Below are 18,254 nucleotides of genomic sequence, written 5' to 3' on the forward strand. Positions count from 1 at the left end.
CACAGCTTAGCTATCCTTCCTGCTTCGCTTGAGCAGGTCGGCCACGGACACCGCACCGCTGTGCTCGTCTCGGCGGCGCCGGCCATGGGAAGCTGCGACGTCCTCGGCCGCATCTTCTTTTTGATCCGCGGCAGGCTTCTCACTTGCAGGAGTCACGGGGCTTTCCTCGCCACTCCCTTCGGGTTCCGATAGTGGCTGAGCCTTCGGCTTGGTGGAACTTGCCTTCACGTCCTTTGCCGCGTCGTCATTGCTTGCGGGGGCGGATACCGACGGCGACGGCTGTTCCTTGGAAGGCTCCTCGCCTTCATTGGCTTCATTGCCTTCATTGTCGGCACTCAGCGAGGAATCGGTGTCCTTGTGGACGCCGCCTTGCACCCAGTCGAGCTTGGGCATAGAACCCGTATCGAATCGGGGCGCCGCCTTTTCCTGAGTGGAATCAGTTTGTTCTTCGGCTTCGTGGGTTCCTTCAAACTCCGGTTTAGCCTCAGGTTTGCGGCGCTTGCCGCCGATGTAGGGAGACTTGGATGCCGCCGTCGCCGCAAGCTGAGAGACGGAAAGCTTTCCTTCTTCTTTCTTCTCATCGCTTCGGTGCTCCGCATGCTTTTCTTCCACCGGCTCTTCACGCTGAGCTGTGGCTTTGGCTGGCTCGCGCACCTCGGAGGAGCGGCGCGGAGGCTCCGGGGCAACGACCTTGTCGATGATCGTGGTCTCGGAATCTAAGTCGACCTTGGGGATCACGGTCGTCTCCGCTTTGTCAGTAGCAGTCTCGATCTCCATGATCCGACGTGCCTGCGCCCGAAGCATTCCGGGTTCAGCCAAAGACTGACCGGTAAGGTACTCGAGCTGCGCGCGCAAATCTTCCAATTGGGAGCGGATAGCCTTGAGGGTTTCCTCTTCGTTCTCGCGGAGCTGCTTTTCAAGGTCCACCTTCAGCTGGGCCTTATCGGCCGCAAACCGCTGCTCTGCCTCATGCAAACGAGCCTCGCCGAGAGCCTTCTCAGACTCGAGCGCTGCTTGCGACCGAGACGCTTGGACGCGATAGCGGCTAACGAGGAACAGCCCAATGATGGCGGCCCAGAGAGCGGCCAGTAAGGCCAACTTGAGCACGCCGACGCTTCCCGTAAAAAGCATCACGATGCTTGCCAGTAGTGCCAGCACCACCAAGGCGACGAGCAGGCGCTGTCCCTGCTCCGTTGCGGCATCCTCGCGCTGTGCGGCGTCCGATGCAGTCATGTCGTTCCCCTGATTCTCGGCACTCATGGCTACCAAACTACCCCACACCCCCACTTCACGGGTGTTGACGCACGACGTCACCATCCAGAAACCCCTTCAAATTCCCCGATTTCACACGATCGCTGCCCCAGCTAACGCAAAGATAGCACACATGTTCTAAATTGTCTATTGACACCAGTAATCATTCCCCATATTATCGAATGTATGAACGAATGGGGTGGGGATCTCAACGTAACGTCCGACGGCATTAAGGCAATGCTCAAGCAGGCGTGCGCCGCGTTTCAAGCAACGGTTGGCGCCCTCATTCCGCAGTTGTTCGCGGATGAGCTCACTCTCTCCGACCACGAGGAAATCTCCACGATCATCGGCGCGATCACCAGTACCGCCGACCGGCTTCAACTTGGTTACATAGAGGCGTTCGACAGGCGCATTGAGCCTGGGACCGGCGCTCAACTCAAGAAGGAGATCGCGGCCAACCTGCGCATTCCGGTTGGCAAGCTCCGCTACCTTACAAACGTCGCTAATAACGCCAATCTCAATGGCACAACGGGACGTCCTCGCCTAGAACGCGCAGATGTTCTCTTCAACGACTCAGTCATTGGCTTGCCCGCGCTCAGCGCGATCACTGAGACGCTGGCGAAGATCCCGGTTAGCGAGTACGAGGCACGAAAGGGCATCGAGGAAAAGCTCTGCCTCCTAGCAGAGGCTAGTGCGCCGGAAGGGCTTCGTACGGCAGGTATCAAGTTGCTGCAGGATCATGGTTTTGGTGCGGACGAGGAAGCCCGCCGCGAACAGGCCAGCTTCCGTATCGGGACGCAACGCCCCGACCTCATGACTCCGGTGCGAGGCCTACTTGAGCCACGTGCGGCGGCGCTTCTCAATCGGGTTTTCCACGACTATGCGGGGCCGGGTGATCTGCTGGAAGAGAAGGCTGACGATGATCGCTCGCCTGATCACCGGCGCCACGATGCTCTCGAAGCCGCCCTTCGCAGCGCGGTCGATCATGAACTGAAACCAAGCCGGCCGGGCTGCGCGGCAGTGGTCGCAACACTTACTCTGCAGGAACTATGCGAGTTCAACGGAGTCGCGGTTACGGATGTCGGAACAACCCTGCCGCTGGACGAGCTGCTCAAGATGGGGGCCGAAAAGCACTGGTACCTGGCCATCTTGGATCACAAGAACGGAAATCTCCTCCATCTGTCTCGCACCAAGCGCACCGCTGACCTCCACATGTACCTCGGTCTGCTCGCATCGCAAGGAGGGGATCAGACCCCGGGTTCCGGGTTGCCAGCGGCGGCGTGCGAAGTCCACCACGTCGAAGCATGGGCCGACGGTGGCCTCACCACCCCGGATAACCTCGTCTTCTTGAATCCACGCACCCACCGCCAAGTGGACGAAAACCGGATAGACAGAAGCTGTTACTGGACAGTGCAAACGGGTGACCGCACAGTCGCGGTGCGAAGACCATGGGGCCAAGATCCGTCGCGATCGGCCTGCTCCAACATCCATCCGGCGCTGTGGTTGGTACCGGGGATCAGGCTAAAACACGGAGTCAGACCCCCACCCCTCAAGCCAAGCGTCCTTAGCCCTCCAAAGTTGAAGGGGGTCAGTGGCTAATGCGAGAGCAACCAGAACACCTGCTCAGGTGTCTACTTGGTATGCCCAAGAAGGGGCTGCAGGTCCTAAGCAGGCTCGCCGTCGGTAGGCGGTGGCACCGAGCAATTTCGCTCCAGCCACACGCCAGCCGCGGACATCGCCATCCCTCCCAGCGCGGCCGCGATGACTACCGGCGCTTCCTCGGCAGCGGCACTGAGCTGTCGGATCTGGGAGACAACGTAGACCGCCATGCCCAGGTACACGCCCCCGAAGATAGAGCCCGTCCAACCCGAGGCCTTCCCGATCACCATGAACAGGGCTGCAGAAAGTGGGTTCAGTTGGCTGCGATCCATGCCGATCCGATTCTCATCGATCCGGTCCTTCACCCGGTAGGCGAGGATCACGCACAACACTGCCATTGCCCACAGTGTTATCGCGACAGTGACGGGTACGGGCCCCAAGAGCCCATAGAAGCGAGACACCACGATGAAGCTGGCTGCTGCACAGAATCCTCCCGTGGCAACGAGCGAGGCGATGGTGGTTGGCTGCATGGGTTGCATAAGCGGCTACTCCGAATCAGTGGGGACAACCCCGTCGACCTCTGTCTGCGGAAGCCCAGCGACAAGCTCCGCAACGGGCGTCTCCCGGAGCCTCGCCTGAGGATCGGCGTCCAACCACGGCACCAGCACGAACGCACGAGCATGGGCCCACGGGTGAGGCAGGGTCAGTTCTGGGGAATCAGATACCACCTGCTCCCCGTCCACCCATGCGCAGACGATATCTACGTCGAGGGTTCGCGGGCCCCAGTGACGAAGGCGCTTCCGTTCGGCCTTCTCTTCAAGCTTCTGGCAGCGACGAAGCAATTCCATCGGGGTCAGGTCCACCTCGACGATGAGGATCGCGTTAAGGAACTCGTCCTGGTCCTCAACACCCCACGGCGGCGTCGAAAAGATCCTAGAGCTGGCCACCAGCTCGTTCCTGAACTCCTCGAAGACGCTGAGGATCAACCCGTAGCGGTCGTTCATGTTCGACCCCACGGACAGAACTGCCCGAAGCACGATCTACACCCTTCCTCGCGAGCGGCGCGCCACCACGGCGACGTCTGCAAAGTCCAGCGGAATCGGCGCGCTTGGCTTGTGAACGGTGACTTCCACCGCAAAGAGCTGGCCAAAGCTCTCCATCACTCGATCCGCTATCGTCGCCGAAACCTTTTCAATCAGATCATACGGTTCTCCCGTGATTACGTCATGGGCAATCTGCGCGAGCTCTGCGTAGTTGATGGTGTCGGCGAGATCGTCGCTCTTGGCGGCGGCAGAAAAGTCCAGCCAGCAGACCATGTCCACGACGAAGTCCTGACCCTCACGCTTTTCGAAGTCGAAGACGCCGTGGTAGCCGCGCGCTTTGAGGCCTGTGAGTTCGATGCGATCTGCCATGCTGATTATCTTCCCATCTTCCAGCGGGCCGCGACGTCCACGGCATCGCGCGACACGGCCACGTCGTGGACGCGCACGCACCAGGCGCCCTCCGAGGCGGCGATGGCAGTCACAGCCGCGGTTGCTGGGTCGGCATTTGCGGCGATGTCCTTGGCGTCGACAAGCGAAGAAGCAAAACCGCGCTCAGGGCGCAACGCGGCGAGGAAGCGCTTGCGGGAGGCACCCACGAGAACGGGGAACTCACCCGCGATGAACTCGGGGAGTGCCTTGAGGAGGGCCCAGTTGTCCTGCGCTGACTTGGCAAAGCCGAGGCCGGGATCGAGCGTGATGGCGGATTCCTTCACCCCTGCGGCCAGGGCCTTCTCGACGAGGCGATTGAGCGTTGCGCGCACGTCGGCCACCACGTCGCCGCCGTGGTCGGCCTGCCCCGCGGCGTCGCCAAAACGCACGGTCTTCCAGTGCATGAGGCAGACCGGCACCTTCGCATCCGCCATGACAGCGAACATCTCGGGATCCGCGAGCCCACCGGAAACGTCGTTGATGAGATCGACGCCAGCCTCCGCTGCCGCGGCCGCGACAGACGCGCGCATGGTGTCCACAGAGGTGCGGATTCCCTCAGCGTGCAGCGCTTCGATCACCGGAACCACGCGTTGCTTTTCGACGCCCGCCTCCACCCGGCTCGCCCCAGGACGGGTGGATTCGCCGCCGACGTCGATGATGTCCGCGCCCTCGGCCACGAGCTGCTTCGCGTGCGCGACCGCCTTGGCGGGGTCAAGGTACCGGCCCCCGTCCGAGAACGAATCTTCGGTGACGTTGACGATGCCCATCACGAGGCAGCGATCGGGCAGGGTCGTTTCAATTCCAAGGACGGGATCACGCATAGAAGGTCATGTTACTAGCCGAGGTCTAGCTGCGAATCAGCGCGAGCGCCTCTGCGCGGCTGGCGGCGTTGCGCTGGAAACCGCCTCGGACCGCGGAGGTGGTCGTCGTGGCGCCCGGCTTGCGGATGCCGCGCATGGCCATGCACAGGTGCTCGCACTCGATGACCACGATGACGGACTGTGCCTGGAGCTTCTCCACCAGCGCATCGGCCACCTGCGAGGTGAGGCGCTCCTGGACCTGCGGGCGCTTGGCGTACAGGTCCACCAGCCGCGCGAGCTTGCTCAGCCCGGTCACCTTGCCGGAGTCGCCGGGGATGTACCCGATGTGCGCCTTGCCAAAGAATGGGACCAGGTGATGCTCGCAGGTGGAGTAGATCGGGATGTCGCGCACGAGGACGAGCTCACGATGTTCCTCGTTGAACACCTTGCTGAGCACCTCCTTCGGGTCGGTGCGCAGGCCAGCGAAGCACTCCTCGTAGGCGCGGGCCACGCGGGCGGGGGTCTCGATGAGCCCCTCGCGGTCCGGATCCTCGCCGACGGCGATGAGCAGTTCACGAACAGCAGCTTCAGCACGCTCGCGGTCAAAGGTTCCGGTGGCCATTAATGTTCTTCTTTCTCGTCATCAATCTTGGGGATCACCTGGGTCTCGTCGTTTTCCCGGGCGTGGGGGGCGCGGTGGCGCCCGCCCTCGTCCCCGTCTTCCTGCCCATCCTGCTCACCCTGCTGGGAGGGCTCGTCGTTCCAGGCGTGCTCGGTGCGCTCGTTCTCCGGAAGCCGGAAGCCGATCTCCTCCACGGGTGCGGCGGGTTGAGCGGGCGCGGCGGGAGCCTCCGGAGCCTCTTCGCCATACGCCTTCAGCCCTGGGTGCGGCTTGGCGGCGTAGGGGTTCTTCTCCGTCTGCCCCTCGGTCGGCGCTGGCGGCCACCCCGGCGCGGTCCAGCCTGCGGGCGGCGGGGTCCCGCCGTAGCGACGCTGGGGATCCGGCTGTTCGGGCAGGACAGTATCGGCAGGCATCTCCGGCTGCGCCATGGAGCCCAGCCCCTTCTCCTCCTCGGTGGCTGGCCCCTGGACGGGAGCGACCGGGGACAACCCCTGGTTGCGGGCGGCGAGCTCGGCCTCGCGCTTGGCGCGGGCGGCCTTGGATGCCTCGAGGAGGCTAAACGGCTTCGGCGGCTCCTCGCCACGCTCGAGCGCGAGCTCCGTCGGGGTCTTGACCGGCTCGCGACCAACCTGACGCGGGAAGCGAAGGTCCTCGTTCGGGAAGACGTCGCCGACCTCGCGCGGGGTAATCCCGTCGAAAAGGGCCTCGAGATCGGGGCGGCGCAGGGTCTCCTTCTCCAGAAGCTTCTCGGCAAGCTTATCCAAGTAGTCGCGGTGCTCCGCGAGGATGTTGTAGGCCTCCTCGTGCGCCTTGTCCATCAGGTACTTCATTTCCTGATCGATCTGCGCGGCGGTCGCCGGGGAGTACTCAAGGGTGCCCTGGCTGCCTCGGCCGGAGAACGGGTCGCCCTGCTCGTCGCCGTACTTGACCAGGCCGAGCGACGGGCTCATGCCGTACTCGGTGAGCATGGACTTGGCGATCTTCGTGGCCATTTCGATGTCGGCGGACGCGCCGGTGGTGGGCTCGCCGAACACGAGCTCCTCGGCGGCACGGCCGCCCATGGCGAACACGAGGCGAGCGTAGAGCTCGTCGCGGTTGTACATGCCCTTGTCATCCTCGGACGCGGTCATGGCGTGGCCGCCGGTGCGGCCGCGGGCCAGGATGGTCACCTTGTACACGCGCTCGATGTTCTTCAGCGCCCACGCGGCGAGGGTGTGGCCACCCTCGTGGTAGGCGGTGACCTTCTTCTCCTTCTCGGAGATGACCTTGCTGGAGCGGCGCGGTCCGCCGATCACGCGGTCGGTGGCCTCCTCGAGGGAGTCGGCGGTGATCACGTTGCCGCCGATGCGGGCGGTGAGGAGGGCGGCCTCGTTGAGGACGTTGGCGAGGTCGGCACCCGACATGCCAGCGGTGCGGCGGGCCAGCGCCTTGAGGTCGGCGTCCTTAGCCAGCGGCTTGCCCTTGGCGTGGACCTCGAGGATCTGCTCGCGGCCCTTGAGGTCGGGGTTGCCCACCGGGATCTGGCGGTCGAAGCGGCCCGGGCGCAGGAGCGCCGGGTCGAGGATGTCGGGACGGTTGGTGGCCGCCATGAGGATGACGCCCTCGCGGTCGCCGAAGCCGTCCATCTCCACGAGCAGCTGGTTGAGCGTCTGCTCGCGCTCGTCGTGGCCGCCGCCCATGCCGGAGCCGCGCTGGCGGCCCACGGCGTCGATCTCGTCGACGAAGATGATGCATGGGCTGTGCTCGCGGGCTTGCTTGAACAGGTCGCGCACACGAGAGGCACCGACGCCGACGAACATCTCCACGAAGTCGGAGCCGGAGATCGAGTAGAAGGGCACCCCGGCCTCGCCGGCCACGGCGCGGGCGAGCAGGGTCTTACCGGTGCCGGGCGGGCCGTAGAGCAGCACGCCGCGCGGGATCTTCGCGCCCAGCTCCTCGTAACGAGACGGATCCTGCAGGAAGTCCTTGATCTCCTGGAGCTCGTCCACCGCCTCGTCGGCGCCCGCGACGTCGGCGAACGTGTTGGTGGGCATGTCCTTGTTGAGCTCCTTGGCGCGAGAACCGCCGAAGCCGAACATGCCCATGCCGCCGCCCTGCATGCGGGAGAACACGAACATGAACACACCGAAGATGATGAGCATCGGCAGGATGTAGCTGAGCATGGACATGATGAAGCTGTCCTGCGTCACCTTGGTGGTGTACTTGTCCGTCTGCGAGCTCTGGACCTTGGAGAAGATGTCATCCGCCGAGCGGGCGGGGTACTTCGCCATGATCTCGGTGATGTTGTCCTGACCGTCCTCGCTGATGCCGCTCTTCAGCTTCAGGCGCAGGCGCTGCTCGCGGTCGTCGATCTGGGCTTCGGAGACGTTGTTCTGCTCGAGCTGAGTAATGGCGACGCTGGTGTCTACTTCCTGGTACCCACGCGCGTCATTGCCAAAGAGCGTCAACAGATACAGCGCGATCAGCACGATCGCTGCGGCCGCGCCGATCCGGAGTGTTTTCTTGTTCTTCATTCAGCCTTCAACTGCCGCAGGAAGCCTGCAGCCCTTTCTCGTGTAACGCTTGAAGCAATCCTCAAACAATACCCTAACGCCCGCCTGAGGCTTTTCGTTCCCCAGGCGGGCAGTAGAAGAAGGAGTCCCCGAACCCAACCCTCGTCCGCTTCTCGGCCGAAACGCAGCTTCGATATCTCGGTTGTGAAATGTGAGCAATGCTGCTTACACGTGTACCCAGTTCGGCGCCTGCACTTTGTGTGTTACTCCGTGCGCGATGGAGCTGATCAATGGGTGGTACGCTTCGCCCGCGTTCCATGGGCTAGATATCCGCCAGATGCGCCGTCGATAAACGAACTACCGACTCTCCTATTGCAGCTCTGTCATCCAGTTGAGCTGCTGGATGCGCGTATCGAGCAGGCGATACTCCTTCGACGCCTGATCCGCCTTCGTGCGCAGCTCAGCCACGTTGAGCGCGGAGACGTAGCGGATCTCGTTGCGGCTGAAGCGGTCCTGGCGGGTGGAGGAGGTGTCCGCCATCTGCGTGTAGAAACGCCGCTTGAGCAGGGCCGAATCGCGCTGGGCGATGGCATCGGTGAGCGTGCGGGTCTCGTCGAAGGCGGTGTTGAGGTTGGTGGCGTTGATGCGGCGAATGAGCTGTTCGATCGTGCCGAACAGGGCCTCCGCCTCCTCGAGCAGCGCCTGCGGGTCCTCCTCCGGGGTGTCCCCCTCCTGCACGCGCGCGACGGCCCCCAGCCGCTCGGTGAGCTTCTTCAGCCGGTTCTGGGCCTCGGCGCGCTCGGCGAGCGCCTCTGCGAGCAGCATCAATCCTCCCTAGTTGTCCCCGTAGACCTGCGGGTTGAGCGTGCCCACGTACGGCAGGTCGCGGTAGCGCTCGGCGTAGTCGAGGCCATAGCCGATGACGAACTCGTTGGGGATGTCGAAGCCCACGTCGAGCAGGTCCACCTTCGCGGTGACGGCCTCCGGCTTGCGCAGCAGGGTGACCACCTCGAGCGAGCGCGGGCCGCGGTTCTTCAGGTTGCGGATCAGCCAGCTGAGCGTGAGGCCCGAGTCGATGATGTCCTCGACGATGAGCACGTCCTGGCCCGCGATGTCGCGATCCAGATCCTTGAGGATGCGCACCACGCCGGAGGAGGAGGTGGAGTTGCCGTAGGAGCTCACGGCCATGAACTCGAGCTGCGCCGGGATGCTCAGCTTGCGCGCGAAGTCGGTGATGAAGAAGACGGCACCCTTGAGCACGCACACCAGGACGAGGTCGCCCTCGGTGTCCCTGTACTTCTCGGAGACCATGTCCGCGAGCTCCTGAATGCGGGCGTGCAGTACCTCCTCGGAGATGAGGATGGATTCGACGTCATTGCCGTAGCGGTTTGCCGGGACATTGAAGTCTTTGGTGTCGTGCATTAGCTGGTTGCCTTTCTCCTTGCGATAACGCAAAGTTTGCCATCTTTGCGCACTATCTCCAACCTCTCACGCGAATTTCCCCCGACCGCGACTCCGCCCTGCCCAGACCAGCTGGTCACGAGCGAGTCAATCGATTGCAAGATGGCGGCAGAGACTTTCAGCTTCCGCTCGTGGAGGTACGCGGCCAGAACCCGTCGCCGTAGCGCTGGCGCAAGCTTTCTTAGCTTGTCGACGACCAACCCCTCCCCCTGGCTGGCCTCCGCGAAGGCGCCGGCCGCGAGCTCGTCCAAAAGCTCCCGGTCCTCCGCCACGAGCGCCCCGGCCGCCGCCAGCGCCTCGACGGGGTCCCTGCCCGCCAGCTCTCCGAGCAGCGGAAGCACCTCGCGGCGCAGGGCCACGCGCAGGAAGGCGGGGTCCTCATTCATGGGGTCGTCCCAGGGCTTGAGCCCCAACTCGGCGCAGGCCCCGCGGGTATCGGCGCGGCGCACGCGGAGGAAGGGGCGGGTGATCTCGCCGTGGACGCTCATCGCGGAGAGCTGGCCGCGCAGGCCGCTGAGCAGCACGGTCTCGGCCTGATCGTCGGCGGTGTGGGCGACCCAGAGGGCGCGGCCTCGCGCTCGGGCGGCCTCCCGCAGCGCCCGGTAGCGGGCCTCGCGGGCCCTGGCCTCGACGTTGCCCTCCCCCACGATCACCGGGACGACCTCGGCGGTGGCGCCGAGCGCCTGGGCCTGCGCGGCCGCCGCGGCCGCCACCTCGGTCGATCCGGGCTGCAGGCCGTGGTCGACGACCACCGCGTGGACCTCCCGGCCCTCGGCCCGCGCCGCGGCCACTAGGGCCAGGGAGTCGGCCCCTCCCGAGAGCCCGATCACGGGATTGCCGGGGACGTCGCGAAGCGACCGTCGACAAGCAAGGAAAAACGGCGAGTGACGAGGCCAGAACGGCTGCATCTACGACTCGCGAATCGCCGAGGTGAAGCGGTCGAGCGCCTTGCGTGCGGAGTCGACGTCGGAGCCGTTGGACATGAGCCCGAAGGAGTAGATGTGGCCGGTGGCGTTGGGCACGATGCCGACCAGCGCCGACGTGCCCGTCAGCGTGCCCGTCTTCGCACGCACCCAGCCGCGGCCGGAGAGATCGGCGTAGCGATCCGCGAGCGTGCCCGTGGCACCTGCCACCGGCAGCGTCTCGATGAGCGGGCGCAGGGCGCTCTCCTTCACCGTGGCCGTCATGAGCTGGGACAACAGCGCCGGGGTGACGACGTTCGCCGTGCTCAGGCCCGAGGTGTCCTCGATGTAGGTGTTGGTGAGGTCGAAGCCCGCGTCCTTCAGGATGCTCTGCACGCGGCCGGCCGGATCGGTGGCGTCGAGCTCGCGGCCGATGGCCTCGGCCATGACGTTGTCCGACTCCGCCATCATCATCGTCAGCCGCTCCTCCAGCGTGGGCGACTGCGTGCTGGCGACCTCGTCGCCCTCGGAGGAATCGGTGTAGCCGATGGTGTTCGTGCCGAGCCGCTGCCCCAGCGCCGCCGCGACGTCGAAGGCCGGGGTGTGGCTGCGCGGGACCTCGCCCTCGGTGGCGCCGATGCGCGCGCCGTAGAGCATGATCGGCTCCATCGGCGCGATGTACCCGGCCTCGATGTCGGCCGAGTCCCAGCCGCTGGCAAAGCTGGGTGCCTTCCACGCGGAGGTGTCCACCAGCACCTGATCCACGGTGGGCACCTTCTGCTTGATCTGGTTGGCAAGGTCGTCGAGGCGCTCGGAGGTCATCCACACATCGCCCGCGGCCTTGATGGTCACCATGGTTCCGCTGGCCACGACCGTGGTGGTGATCCGGTCCTGCGAGCCCAGCGTCTTGAGCGCCGCGACCGAGGTCAGCAGCTTGGTGGAGCTGGCGGGCTGCAGGGCGTTCATCGGGACCTTCTCGTAGACGACCTCGCCGGACTGCACGTCGACGACGCGGGCGCCGAAGGTTCCCAACGCCGGATCCTGCGCCAGCTGCTGGAGGGTGACGGCGAGCTGGGTGTTGTCCACCGGCTGATCCTGGGCGAAGGCCTCGATCTGGCGGGTGGGCGTGGGCAACGCCTGCGCCTCGCCGTGATCGAGCGCCATGCGCTGGGAGAAGTAAACCCCGCCGGTTACTGTTGCTGCCACCGCGACGGTCGTAACCCCCGTCGCTACCCACCACTTCGTGCCTTTCATCCCCACTAGCCTAACCCGCAGGGCCGAGCGGGTAGGATATTGACAGATAATCCGTCTCTCTTTTGACACAAGGAGTATTCCCACATGAGCATTGAGGTCACCATCGAGATCCCGAAGGGCTCCCGCAACAAGTACGAGGTCGACCACGAGACCGGCAAAGTCTACCTCGACCGCTACCTGTTCACCCCGATGGCTTACCCGCTCGACTACGGCTTCATTGACCACACCCTCGGCGAGGACGGCGACCCGCTGGACGCCCTCGTCATCCTCCCGGAGCCGGTGTTCCCGGGCGTGATCGTCAAGGCCCGCCCGCTCGGCGTGTTCAAGATGACCGACGAGGCCGGCGGCGACGACAAGCTCCTCTGCGTCATCGACGACGTCCGCTGGAACCACCTGCAGGACATCGCGGACGTCTCCGACTTCCTCAAGGACGAGATCGAGCACTTCTTCGTTCACTACAAGGACCTCGAGCCGAACAAGGAAGTCACCGGCTCCGGCTGGGGCGACAAGGCCGAGGCCGAGAAGATCCACGCCGAGGCTATCGCTCGCTTCCAGGGCTAGTTTTAAGGGCCGCCCGGCGCGCCGCGAAGGTGCGCCGGGCGGCTTTTTCGTGCGCTCCCGTGGGCTCCCGTGGGCTCGGTCGAAGTCAGTCGGTCGAAGGCACGGTTTTTCAATACCCCCCTGGGGTATATTTTTCCTTGAGTTCGACCCACTGAGTTCGACCGAACCCCGTTCCCCATGCGATTCCCCTCCCACCTCGGTACCCTGACAAGGGCACCAACGACTTTTGGGGGAATCTCGTTGAATCGACCGCGCCTTGCTCCGCAATTTCTCAGGGATCGCCGCACTGGCAAGCTCCTACCAAGCCGGAGCAATTGGATAGAAGAATATGGCCTGATCGAGCTCCGCAAGAAGCCTTGCTCCGACGCACAGTTTTGGGCCGAACGCCGGGAAGGCAAATGGCCTGCGCTCATACCCGAAATCGCGCATGACCCGGATCGTCACCGCGAATTGCCGCCTTGGGAGAGGATGCGAGCTCTAACCGCAGCCCAGGCCCTCGTTACCACCAGCGCGACTGTCTGCAGCTTGAGCAGCGCACTCCTGTGGAACCTATGGGTGCTGGGCACTCCCAAGAAGGTTGAGCTGAACTACGTCGGCAGCGTGAAGCCCCCAGGGAAAAGCACACGGCGCGATTATCAGCACTACCGCAGCGCCTTCCTCCCGGAGGAATCAGTGATCACCGTGGGCGGCGCTCGGATGACCTCGCTGCCCCGCACGCTCATCGACGTCACGAGGTTCCACGGCGTGACCGCGGGAGTCGTGGCCATGGACTCGTTGCGGGCAAGCCTGCCGCGCTTCGACCGCAAGGCCCTAGAGAAACTCCTCCTCGACGGCCAGTCCTACCGCGGAAAACCCAAGGTCCGCGAGGCGATCGCGCTGTCGACGGGGAAGTCGGAAAGCCCGCTCGAGTCGCGGGCGCGCGTGGCACTGCTCACAGCCAAGGTCAAGGGCCTAGAAACCCTAGAGTTCCAGAAGGAGATCACCGTCGCCCCGCACCTGTTCCGCGCGGACTTCCTTATCAACGGCTGGCTCGTCGTCGAGGTCGACGGCAGGGCGAAGTACGACGGCGCCACCTTCTCGCAAAGCGCCGAGCAGGCCATCCGCGAGGAGCGCGAGCGCGAGGTCCACCTCTCGAGGCAGGGGTTTCGCGTGCTACGCGTCCACGACGAGGACATCGACAACCCCGCGCGGCTGGTCGCCCTCGTGGAGCGCGAACTCAGCTCGCTAGCATCCCCGAAACCAGCCCGACCAGCGTGAACCACACCCCCAGGGCCAGCACCACGATGAGGGCGGGCTGGCCGGGAGCCACGACCAGACCAAGCACCCCGACGATATCCCCCGCGACGCCGAGCCATAACAGGATGCGGGGGAGGCGGTCGATCGGGACCCGGAGCGCCCAGCAGGCGGTCGCGAGCAGGGCCAAGGGGGCGGACAGGCCGCTGATGGTCGCGAGCGAGCCGCCGATAGGCGTCGACAAGCGAGAAAACAGGAACGCAGCGGCGACGGCGCCGGTGACGAGAACCACGACCCACAGGCGCCAGGCGAGCTGACCCGTCAGGCGCCGCTTGTCGCGCGCGGTGGGGCCGACGAGGCGGGCGAGCAGCGCCTGTTGCTGCGGGGTCAGCTCTTTGCTCATGGGCTAATAGCTTAGCCCTGGACCCACTTGATGAAGTTGGTGGAGGCGTCGCCTTCGAGCTCCGCCATCGTGTGGCCGAGGCCCCAGATGGTGCCGAAGTCCACGTCCGAGATACCCATCTGCGTCAGCGCGAGCGCAATGTTGAGCTCGACCGGGGTGGCCGTGTCGCCCTGCTTGATGCCGGTGCGGATGCGCCACCGCGGGGCGACGGTCGACTCGCCGAAGCCCGGGTAGGTCTTGTTGATGTAGTACATCGGGTTGTACATGTCCTGGCGGGTGGTCACGTCGATGCCCACCGCGTCCTTCTTGGCGAAGTCGGAGTCGTAGCCGTCGGCGCCGTAGTCGCTGGACCAGTCGGAGTAGCTGGAGTAGTCGGCCTTCTCGATGACGTCGCGCGACGGCTCGGAGAAGTGCAGCGGGTCGGAGGCGCCGATGCCCATCACGGTGTTCTCGGTCTGGCCGCGGGAGACGCCGTCGAGCGCGCCGACATCCTTGGTGGCGTTCTTCTGGCTGTTGATGAATCCGCGCAGGTTATCCACCTTCGCCGTGTTGGTGGCGGAGTCGTAGATGGCCCAGGTCTCGGACTCGTTGAGCTTGGCGAAATACTCCTCGACCGTGTTGTAGGTGGTCGTGTCTTCCTCCTGCTGTCCCATGCCGGCGGGGGCACCGCCCCCGGACGGCATCGCGCCCGACGCCCCGGCAGCACCTGCGCCAGCCGCGTCAGACGGCGAGGCACCCGAGGAGGAACCGCTCTGCGCCGCAGCACCAGTCCCGCCGACCCCGACGCTCATGCCCGCCATCGTCGTGTTCGACGGCGTGTACGGGAACGTGGTCACGGACAGGAAGTCGTTGAGCGACTTCTCCACCACGGCGACGATCTTGTCGTAGTAGCTGCCCGCGAGGAAGTAGCCGTCGCCGGACTGCTCAAGGGACATCCGCTTCCCGCCGTCCTCGAGTCCGAGCCCGTTGAGGTAGTCGCCGAAGGCCTTGGCCAGGTCGTTGGAGTAGGCCTTGGTCCAGGTTCCGTCGGCACGCGTGCCGGTGGTGGCAAACTGCCCCATCTGCCACTCGTAGGCGAGGTTGGCAAAGTCCAGGCTGGTGATCGGGCACCAGCACATGGCGCCGGCGATGGCGTCGGAAAGCTTCTCGCCGTTCGCGCCGGTCATGGCCGCGCCGATGGTCTCGAGGTACGGCGTGTACAGGTCAGAGTCGCCGGAGGCGCCCATGACCGCCGACTGCGCGCCGCCGCCGGAGTGGCCGAAGGTGTAAACCTTCGAGGTGTCGGCGGGGATGAACTCGGCGTTGAGGCGGATGAACCGCACCGCCGCCTTGAGGTCGGTAACGCCCCACGGCGCGTTGCCCACGTAGGAATCGGACATGGAGTCCCTACCGCGCATGCCCGCGTGCGCGTACACGAGCCCGGCCTCGATGTACTCCGACACCGTGTCCCAGGAGTACTCGGTCATCGGCGCCTGCGCCGCGTAACCAGGAGTGTTCAACGGCATGACCACGGCGGCGGTCGTCTGCTTCGGCTTCAGCGAGTAGGTGCCGTCACCATTGTCGGTGGCGTCCACGCTCGCGCCCGGCACGATGAGCGACAGCGTCTCATAGTCGGTCGCCTGCGGCTTGGAGCAGTACGTGAGCCCCAAGATGTAGTAGGCGTTATTGGTCTCGTCGTAGGACCAGCCCTTGCCGTCCATGGAGAGCTCGGTTGCATTATTGCTTGCCGACGTCGTGCCTGCGGCGGAGGTCCCCGAGGACGAGGAGTTGGACGAACACGCCGCCAGCGCCCCCGCCCCGGCGACGACGGCCGAACCAAAAAGGAAATTTCTGCGGTTGATGAGAGTGGTCATTTCTGCTCCTCAGGCGGATGAGATTGTGCGAACGAAACCAGTTAAACACCCAATTTGCCCGATTCAGCCCGGTTGCACACTCCTCCCAGCAACCTTCTTTAGCATTCACAGGTTTGTTTCTGGCTAAGATGTCCCACATGAGAGAAGTCACCGTCACCGAAGTCCCCGAGAACGCCCAGCTTATCGACGTCCGCGAGGTCGATGAGTTCGCCGCCGTCCGCGCCCGCGGCGCCAAGAACATCCCGCTGTCCGAGTTCGTCTCCCGCGTCGGCGAGATCGACGACGAGCAGGACATCTACGTCATCTGCAAGGCCGGCGGCCGCAGCGCCAAGGCCTGCGAGTACCTCGCCACCCGCGACATCGACGCCATCAACGTCGCTGGCGGCACCGACGGCTGGGTCGCAGCTGGCCTGCCGACCGAGAGCTAGGATTCGTACGAACGCTGCCCGTCCCGGTCTTCCGGGACGGGCGTTTCGGCGTTTAGGATGCAGTATGTTCCTCCTCACAAGGAGTCACTTATGCGCCGAACCCTCTTCGCCCTCCTCGCCGCCTGCGCGGCGCTGGCCCCCACCAGCGCGAACGCGCTGCAGATCGTCCCCAACACGGACCCGGGCGGGTTCTATTCCACGGTCCCCGCTCCCAGCAGCGAGGCCCCCGGCGCGGTGCTGAGCGTCCAGGACGTGCCAGCCGGGGTGCTGGACGGCGTCGTGGAGGCCAAGCGCTTCTCCTACGCGTCGACCCACCCGACCGGCCGAACGGTGCCGGTCACGGGCATCATCATGGTGCCGTCCGCGCCATGGACCGGCCCCGGCGGGCGCCCGGTCGCGCTGTTCGCCCCCGGTACCCAGGGCGCGGGCGACGCGTGTGCCCCGTCGAAGCTCATCGGCTACGGCACCGAGTACGAGGAGCTGCCTGTCTCCGTCCTTTTGCAGCGCGGCTTCGCGGTGGCCATGACGGACTACCAGGGCATCGGCACGCTCGGCGCGCACACCTACATGAACCGCTTCGCGCAGGGCGCGGCGGTGCTTGACATGGGCCGCGCCATTACCCAGCTGGGGATCCCGGGCATCGACGCCTCGACCCGCCAGGTCACCTGGGAATACTCGCAGGGCGGCGGGGCGTCCGCGGCCGCGGCGGAGATGCACGCGAGCTACGCGCCGGACGTCAACCTAGTCGCGGGGTTCGGGGGCGGCGTCCCGGCCGACCTGCTCACCACGGCGCGGTCGCTGGAGGGCTCGCCGCTCATCGGCGCGGTTGGCTACGCCGTCACGGGGCTCTACGAGGTGCACCCCGAGCTGCAGCAGATGGTAGAGAGCACGCTTAACGACGCTGGCGTGGCGTGGCTCCATCAAGGCGGGAGCGACTGCATCTTCGAGACCTTCGCCACCATGCCCGTCCCAGACTCGAGCATCTACACCCGCTCCGGGCAGCGGATCACGGACGTCCTCGCCGAGGAGCAGTTCCGCCCCTACTTCGAGGAGCAGCGCCTGGGAACCGTTGCGCCGGACATCCCGATGTTCATCATGCAGGGCACCAACGACGACATCATCCCGGCCGCCCAGGCGCGGGAGATGGTGGCGGGCTGGCGCGAGCGCGGCGCGGCCGTGGACTACCAGGAGGACCCGGCGCCGCTCCTCGTGCGCATGCAGGGGCACGTAGGTCCGCTGGCGTCGTCCTTCGAGCCCGCTTTCGCGTGGGTCATGGGGCAACTCGCCGAAGGCTAGGCGTCGATAAGCAAAGAAAATGAAATAAAAGACCCCACAAAAGGTGGGTTCGCCCCATCAATCCCAGCGAAACCTCAGCTCCTGCCTTAACGTATGGGGCATGACATTTCCCACCTTTCCCGCAGACCTGCTCGAGTCGCCGTCGTTCCAGCTCGAGAGACTGCGCCGACGCACCCGCGACGAGGTCGAGGCGGCGCTGGGCCAGAGGGGGCTCACGCTGCGCGAGTACTGGGTGCTCACGTGCCTGACCACCAGCCACGCGTCGAGCCAGTCGGCGCTGTGCGAGGTGCTGGCCATCGACGCCTCCGACATGGTGCGGCTCATCGATTCGCTGGAGAACAGGCAGTGGGTCAAGCGCGAGCGCGACCCCAAGGACCGCCGCCGACAGATCGTCACCTCGACGAAGAAGGGCCGCAACAACCAAAAGAACCTGCTCGTACTCGTCCGCGAGGCCGAGGACCGCGCCCTCGACGAGTCCACCTCCAAGCAGCTCAAGCACCTGCGCAAGCTCGCGCAGTCGATCATCGGGGCGCCTGTTGAGAACACTGAGAATACTGCGACCACAGCGCCCGCAGAGACCACAGGCACCCCTGAGGAAAACACGCCCGCCTAGCCCCGTTACTTTAA

General features: G+C 65.1%; 19 protein-coding genes. 6 read left to right on the forward strand and 13 right to left on the reverse strand.

Features of this window, described 5'->3' with window-relative positions:
• Positions 1-6: 6 nt before the first annotated feature.
• The gene (locus tag B843_RS13315; protein ID WP_155895155.1) at positions 7-1,260 is read right to left on the reverse strand and encodes a DUF6779 domain-containing protein; all 1,254 of its coding nucleotides are present in this window, start codon (positions 1,258-1,260) and stop codon (positions 7-9) included.
• A gap of 177 nt (positions 1,261-1,437) precedes the next feature.
• Between B843_RS13315 and B843_RS11310 the strand changes: the two genes are divergently transcribed.
• Entirely contained in the window at positions 1,438-2,850 is a 1,413-nt protein-coding gene (locus B843_RS11310) for an HNH endonuclease signature motif containing protein (protein WP_025253602.1), read from the forward strand.
• A gap of 65 nt (positions 2,851-2,915) precedes the next feature.
• On the opposite strand, the gene B843_RS11315 is transcribed toward B843_RS11310, so the two are convergent.
• The 10 genes from B843_RS11315 to dacB form a co-directional block, all read right to left on the reverse strand.
• Positions 2,916-3,380, reverse strand: coding sequence for a DUF3180 domain-containing protein (locus tag B843_RS11315; protein ID WP_025253603.1), 465 nt, complete (start codon positions 3,378-3,380; stop codon positions 2,916-2,918).
• 15 nt (positions 3,381-3,395) lie between these two features.
• Positions 3,396-3,887 (reverse strand): 2-amino-4-hydroxy-6-hydroxymethyldihydropteridine diphosphokinase, encoded by a 492-nt coding sequence (gene folK / locus B843_RS11320; protein ID WP_025253604.1) that lies wholly within the window; start codon positions 3,885-3,887, stop codon positions 3,396-3,398.
• Between the two features lie 3 nt (positions 3,888-3,890).
• On the reverse strand, positions 3,891-4,262 hold the full coding sequence (folB, locus tag B843_RS11325) for a dihydroneopterin aldolase (RefSeq protein ID WP_025253605.1): 372 nt from the start codon (positions 4,260-4,262) through the stop codon (positions 3,891-3,893).
• A gap of 5 nt (positions 4,263-4,267) precedes the next feature.
• On the reverse strand, positions 4,268-5,143 hold the full coding sequence (gene folP / locus B843_RS11330; protein ID WP_034650834.1) for a dihydropteroate synthase: 876 nt from the start codon (positions 5,141-5,143) through the stop codon (positions 4,268-4,270).
• 25 nt (positions 5,144-5,168) lie between these two features.
• Complete coding sequence (folE, locus tag B843_RS11335; protein WP_025253607.1) at positions 5,169-5,744, reverse strand: GTP cyclohydrolase I FolE; 576 nt, start codon at positions 5,742-5,744, stop codon at positions 5,169-5,171.
• Positions 5,744-8,257, reverse strand: a complete 2,514-nt coding sequence (gene ftsH / locus B843_RS11340) for an ATP-dependent zinc metalloprotease FtsH (protein WP_025253608.1) — start codon at positions 8,255-8,257, stop codon at positions 5,744-5,746. Before ftsH ends, folE begins: the two co-directional genes overlap by 1 nt.
• Positions 8,258-8,605: 348 nt before the next feature.
• Positions 8,606-9,061 (reverse strand): DIP1984 family protein, encoded by a 456-nt coding sequence (locus B843_RS11345; protein ID WP_025253609.1) that lies wholly within the window; start codon positions 9,059-9,061, stop codon positions 8,606-8,608.
• Positions 9,062-9,070: 9 nt separating this feature from the next.
• Positions 9,071-9,658, reverse strand: a complete 588-nt coding sequence (gene hpt / locus B843_RS11350; RefSeq protein ID WP_025253610.1) for a hypoxanthine phosphoribosyltransferase — start codon at positions 9,656-9,658, stop codon at positions 9,071-9,073.
• Positions 9,658-10,605, reverse strand: a complete 948-nt coding sequence (tilS, locus tag B843_RS11355) for a tRNA lysidine(34) synthetase TilS (RefSeq protein WP_025253611.1) — start codon at positions 10,603-10,605, stop codon at positions 9,658-9,660. Before tilS ends, hpt begins: the two co-directional genes overlap by 1 nt.
• Entirely contained in the window at positions 10,606-11,853 is a 1,248-nt protein-coding gene (gene dacB / locus B843_RS11360; RefSeq protein ID WP_025253612.1) for a D-alanyl-D-alanine carboxypeptidase/D-alanyl-D-alanine endopeptidase, read from the reverse strand.
• An 84-nt stretch (positions 11,854-11,937) separates the two neighbouring features.
• Here dacB and B843_RS11365 point away from each other — a divergent pair, with 84 nt between their 5' ends.
• Positions 11,938-12,414 carry an inorganic diphosphatase gene (locus B843_RS11365; RefSeq protein ID WP_025253613.1) on the forward strand — a complete coding sequence of 159 codons (477 nt, stop codon included), beginning with the start codon at positions 11,938-11,940 and terminating at the stop codon, positions 12,412-12,414.
• A 525-nt stretch (positions 12,415-12,939) separates the two neighbouring features.
• A complete protein-coding gene (locus B843_RS11370; RefSeq protein ID WP_155895156.1) occupies positions 12,940-13,671 on the forward strand; it encodes an endonuclease domain-containing protein in 732 nt (243 codons plus the stop codon).
• On the opposite strand, the gene B843_RS11375 is transcribed toward B843_RS11370, so the two are convergent.
• Positions 13,631-14,050 (reverse strand): hypothetical protein, encoded by a 420-nt coding sequence (locus tag B843_RS11375; protein WP_025253615.1) that lies wholly within the window; start codon positions 14,048-14,050, stop codon positions 13,631-13,633. The two genes, B843_RS11370 and B843_RS11375, sit on opposite strands and share 41 nt — an antisense overlap.
• Positions 14,051-14,061: 11 nt before the next feature.
• Positions 14,062-15,903, reverse strand: a complete 1,842-nt coding sequence (locus B843_RS11380; protein ID WP_025253616.1) for a subtype A tannase — start codon at positions 15,901-15,903, stop codon at positions 14,062-14,064.
• Positions 15,904-16,040: 137 nt separating this feature from the next.
• Here B843_RS11380 and B843_RS11385 point away from each other — a divergent pair, with 137 nt between their 5' ends.
• The 3 genes from B843_RS11385 (at position 16,041) to B843_RS11395 (ending at position 18,240) form a co-directional block, all read left to right on the forward strand.
• Positions 16,041-16,331: a rhodanese-like domain-containing protein gene (locus B843_RS11385; RefSeq protein WP_025253617.1), complete on the forward strand. Its 291-nt coding sequence runs from the start codon at positions 16,041-16,043 to the stop codon at positions 16,329-16,331.
• Positions 16,332-16,421: 90 nt separating this feature from the next.
• Positions 16,422-17,627, forward strand: a complete 1,206-nt coding sequence (locus B843_RS11390; RefSeq protein WP_244877331.1) for a lipase family protein — start codon at positions 16,422-16,424, stop codon at positions 17,625-17,627.
• A 100-nt stretch (positions 17,628-17,727) separates the two neighbouring features.
• On the forward strand, positions 17,728-18,240 hold the full coding sequence (locus B843_RS11395; RefSeq protein WP_025253619.1) for a MarR family winged helix-turn-helix transcriptional regulator: 513 nt from the start codon (positions 17,728-17,730) through the stop codon (positions 18,238-18,240).
• Positions 18,241-18,254 lie beyond the last annotated feature (14 nt).

It is taken from the genome of Corynebacterium vitaeruminis DSM 20294 (assembly GCF_000550805.1).
Lineage (GTDB): Bacteria > Actinomycetota > Actinomycetes > Mycobacteriales > Mycobacteriaceae > Corynebacterium > Corynebacterium vitaeruminis.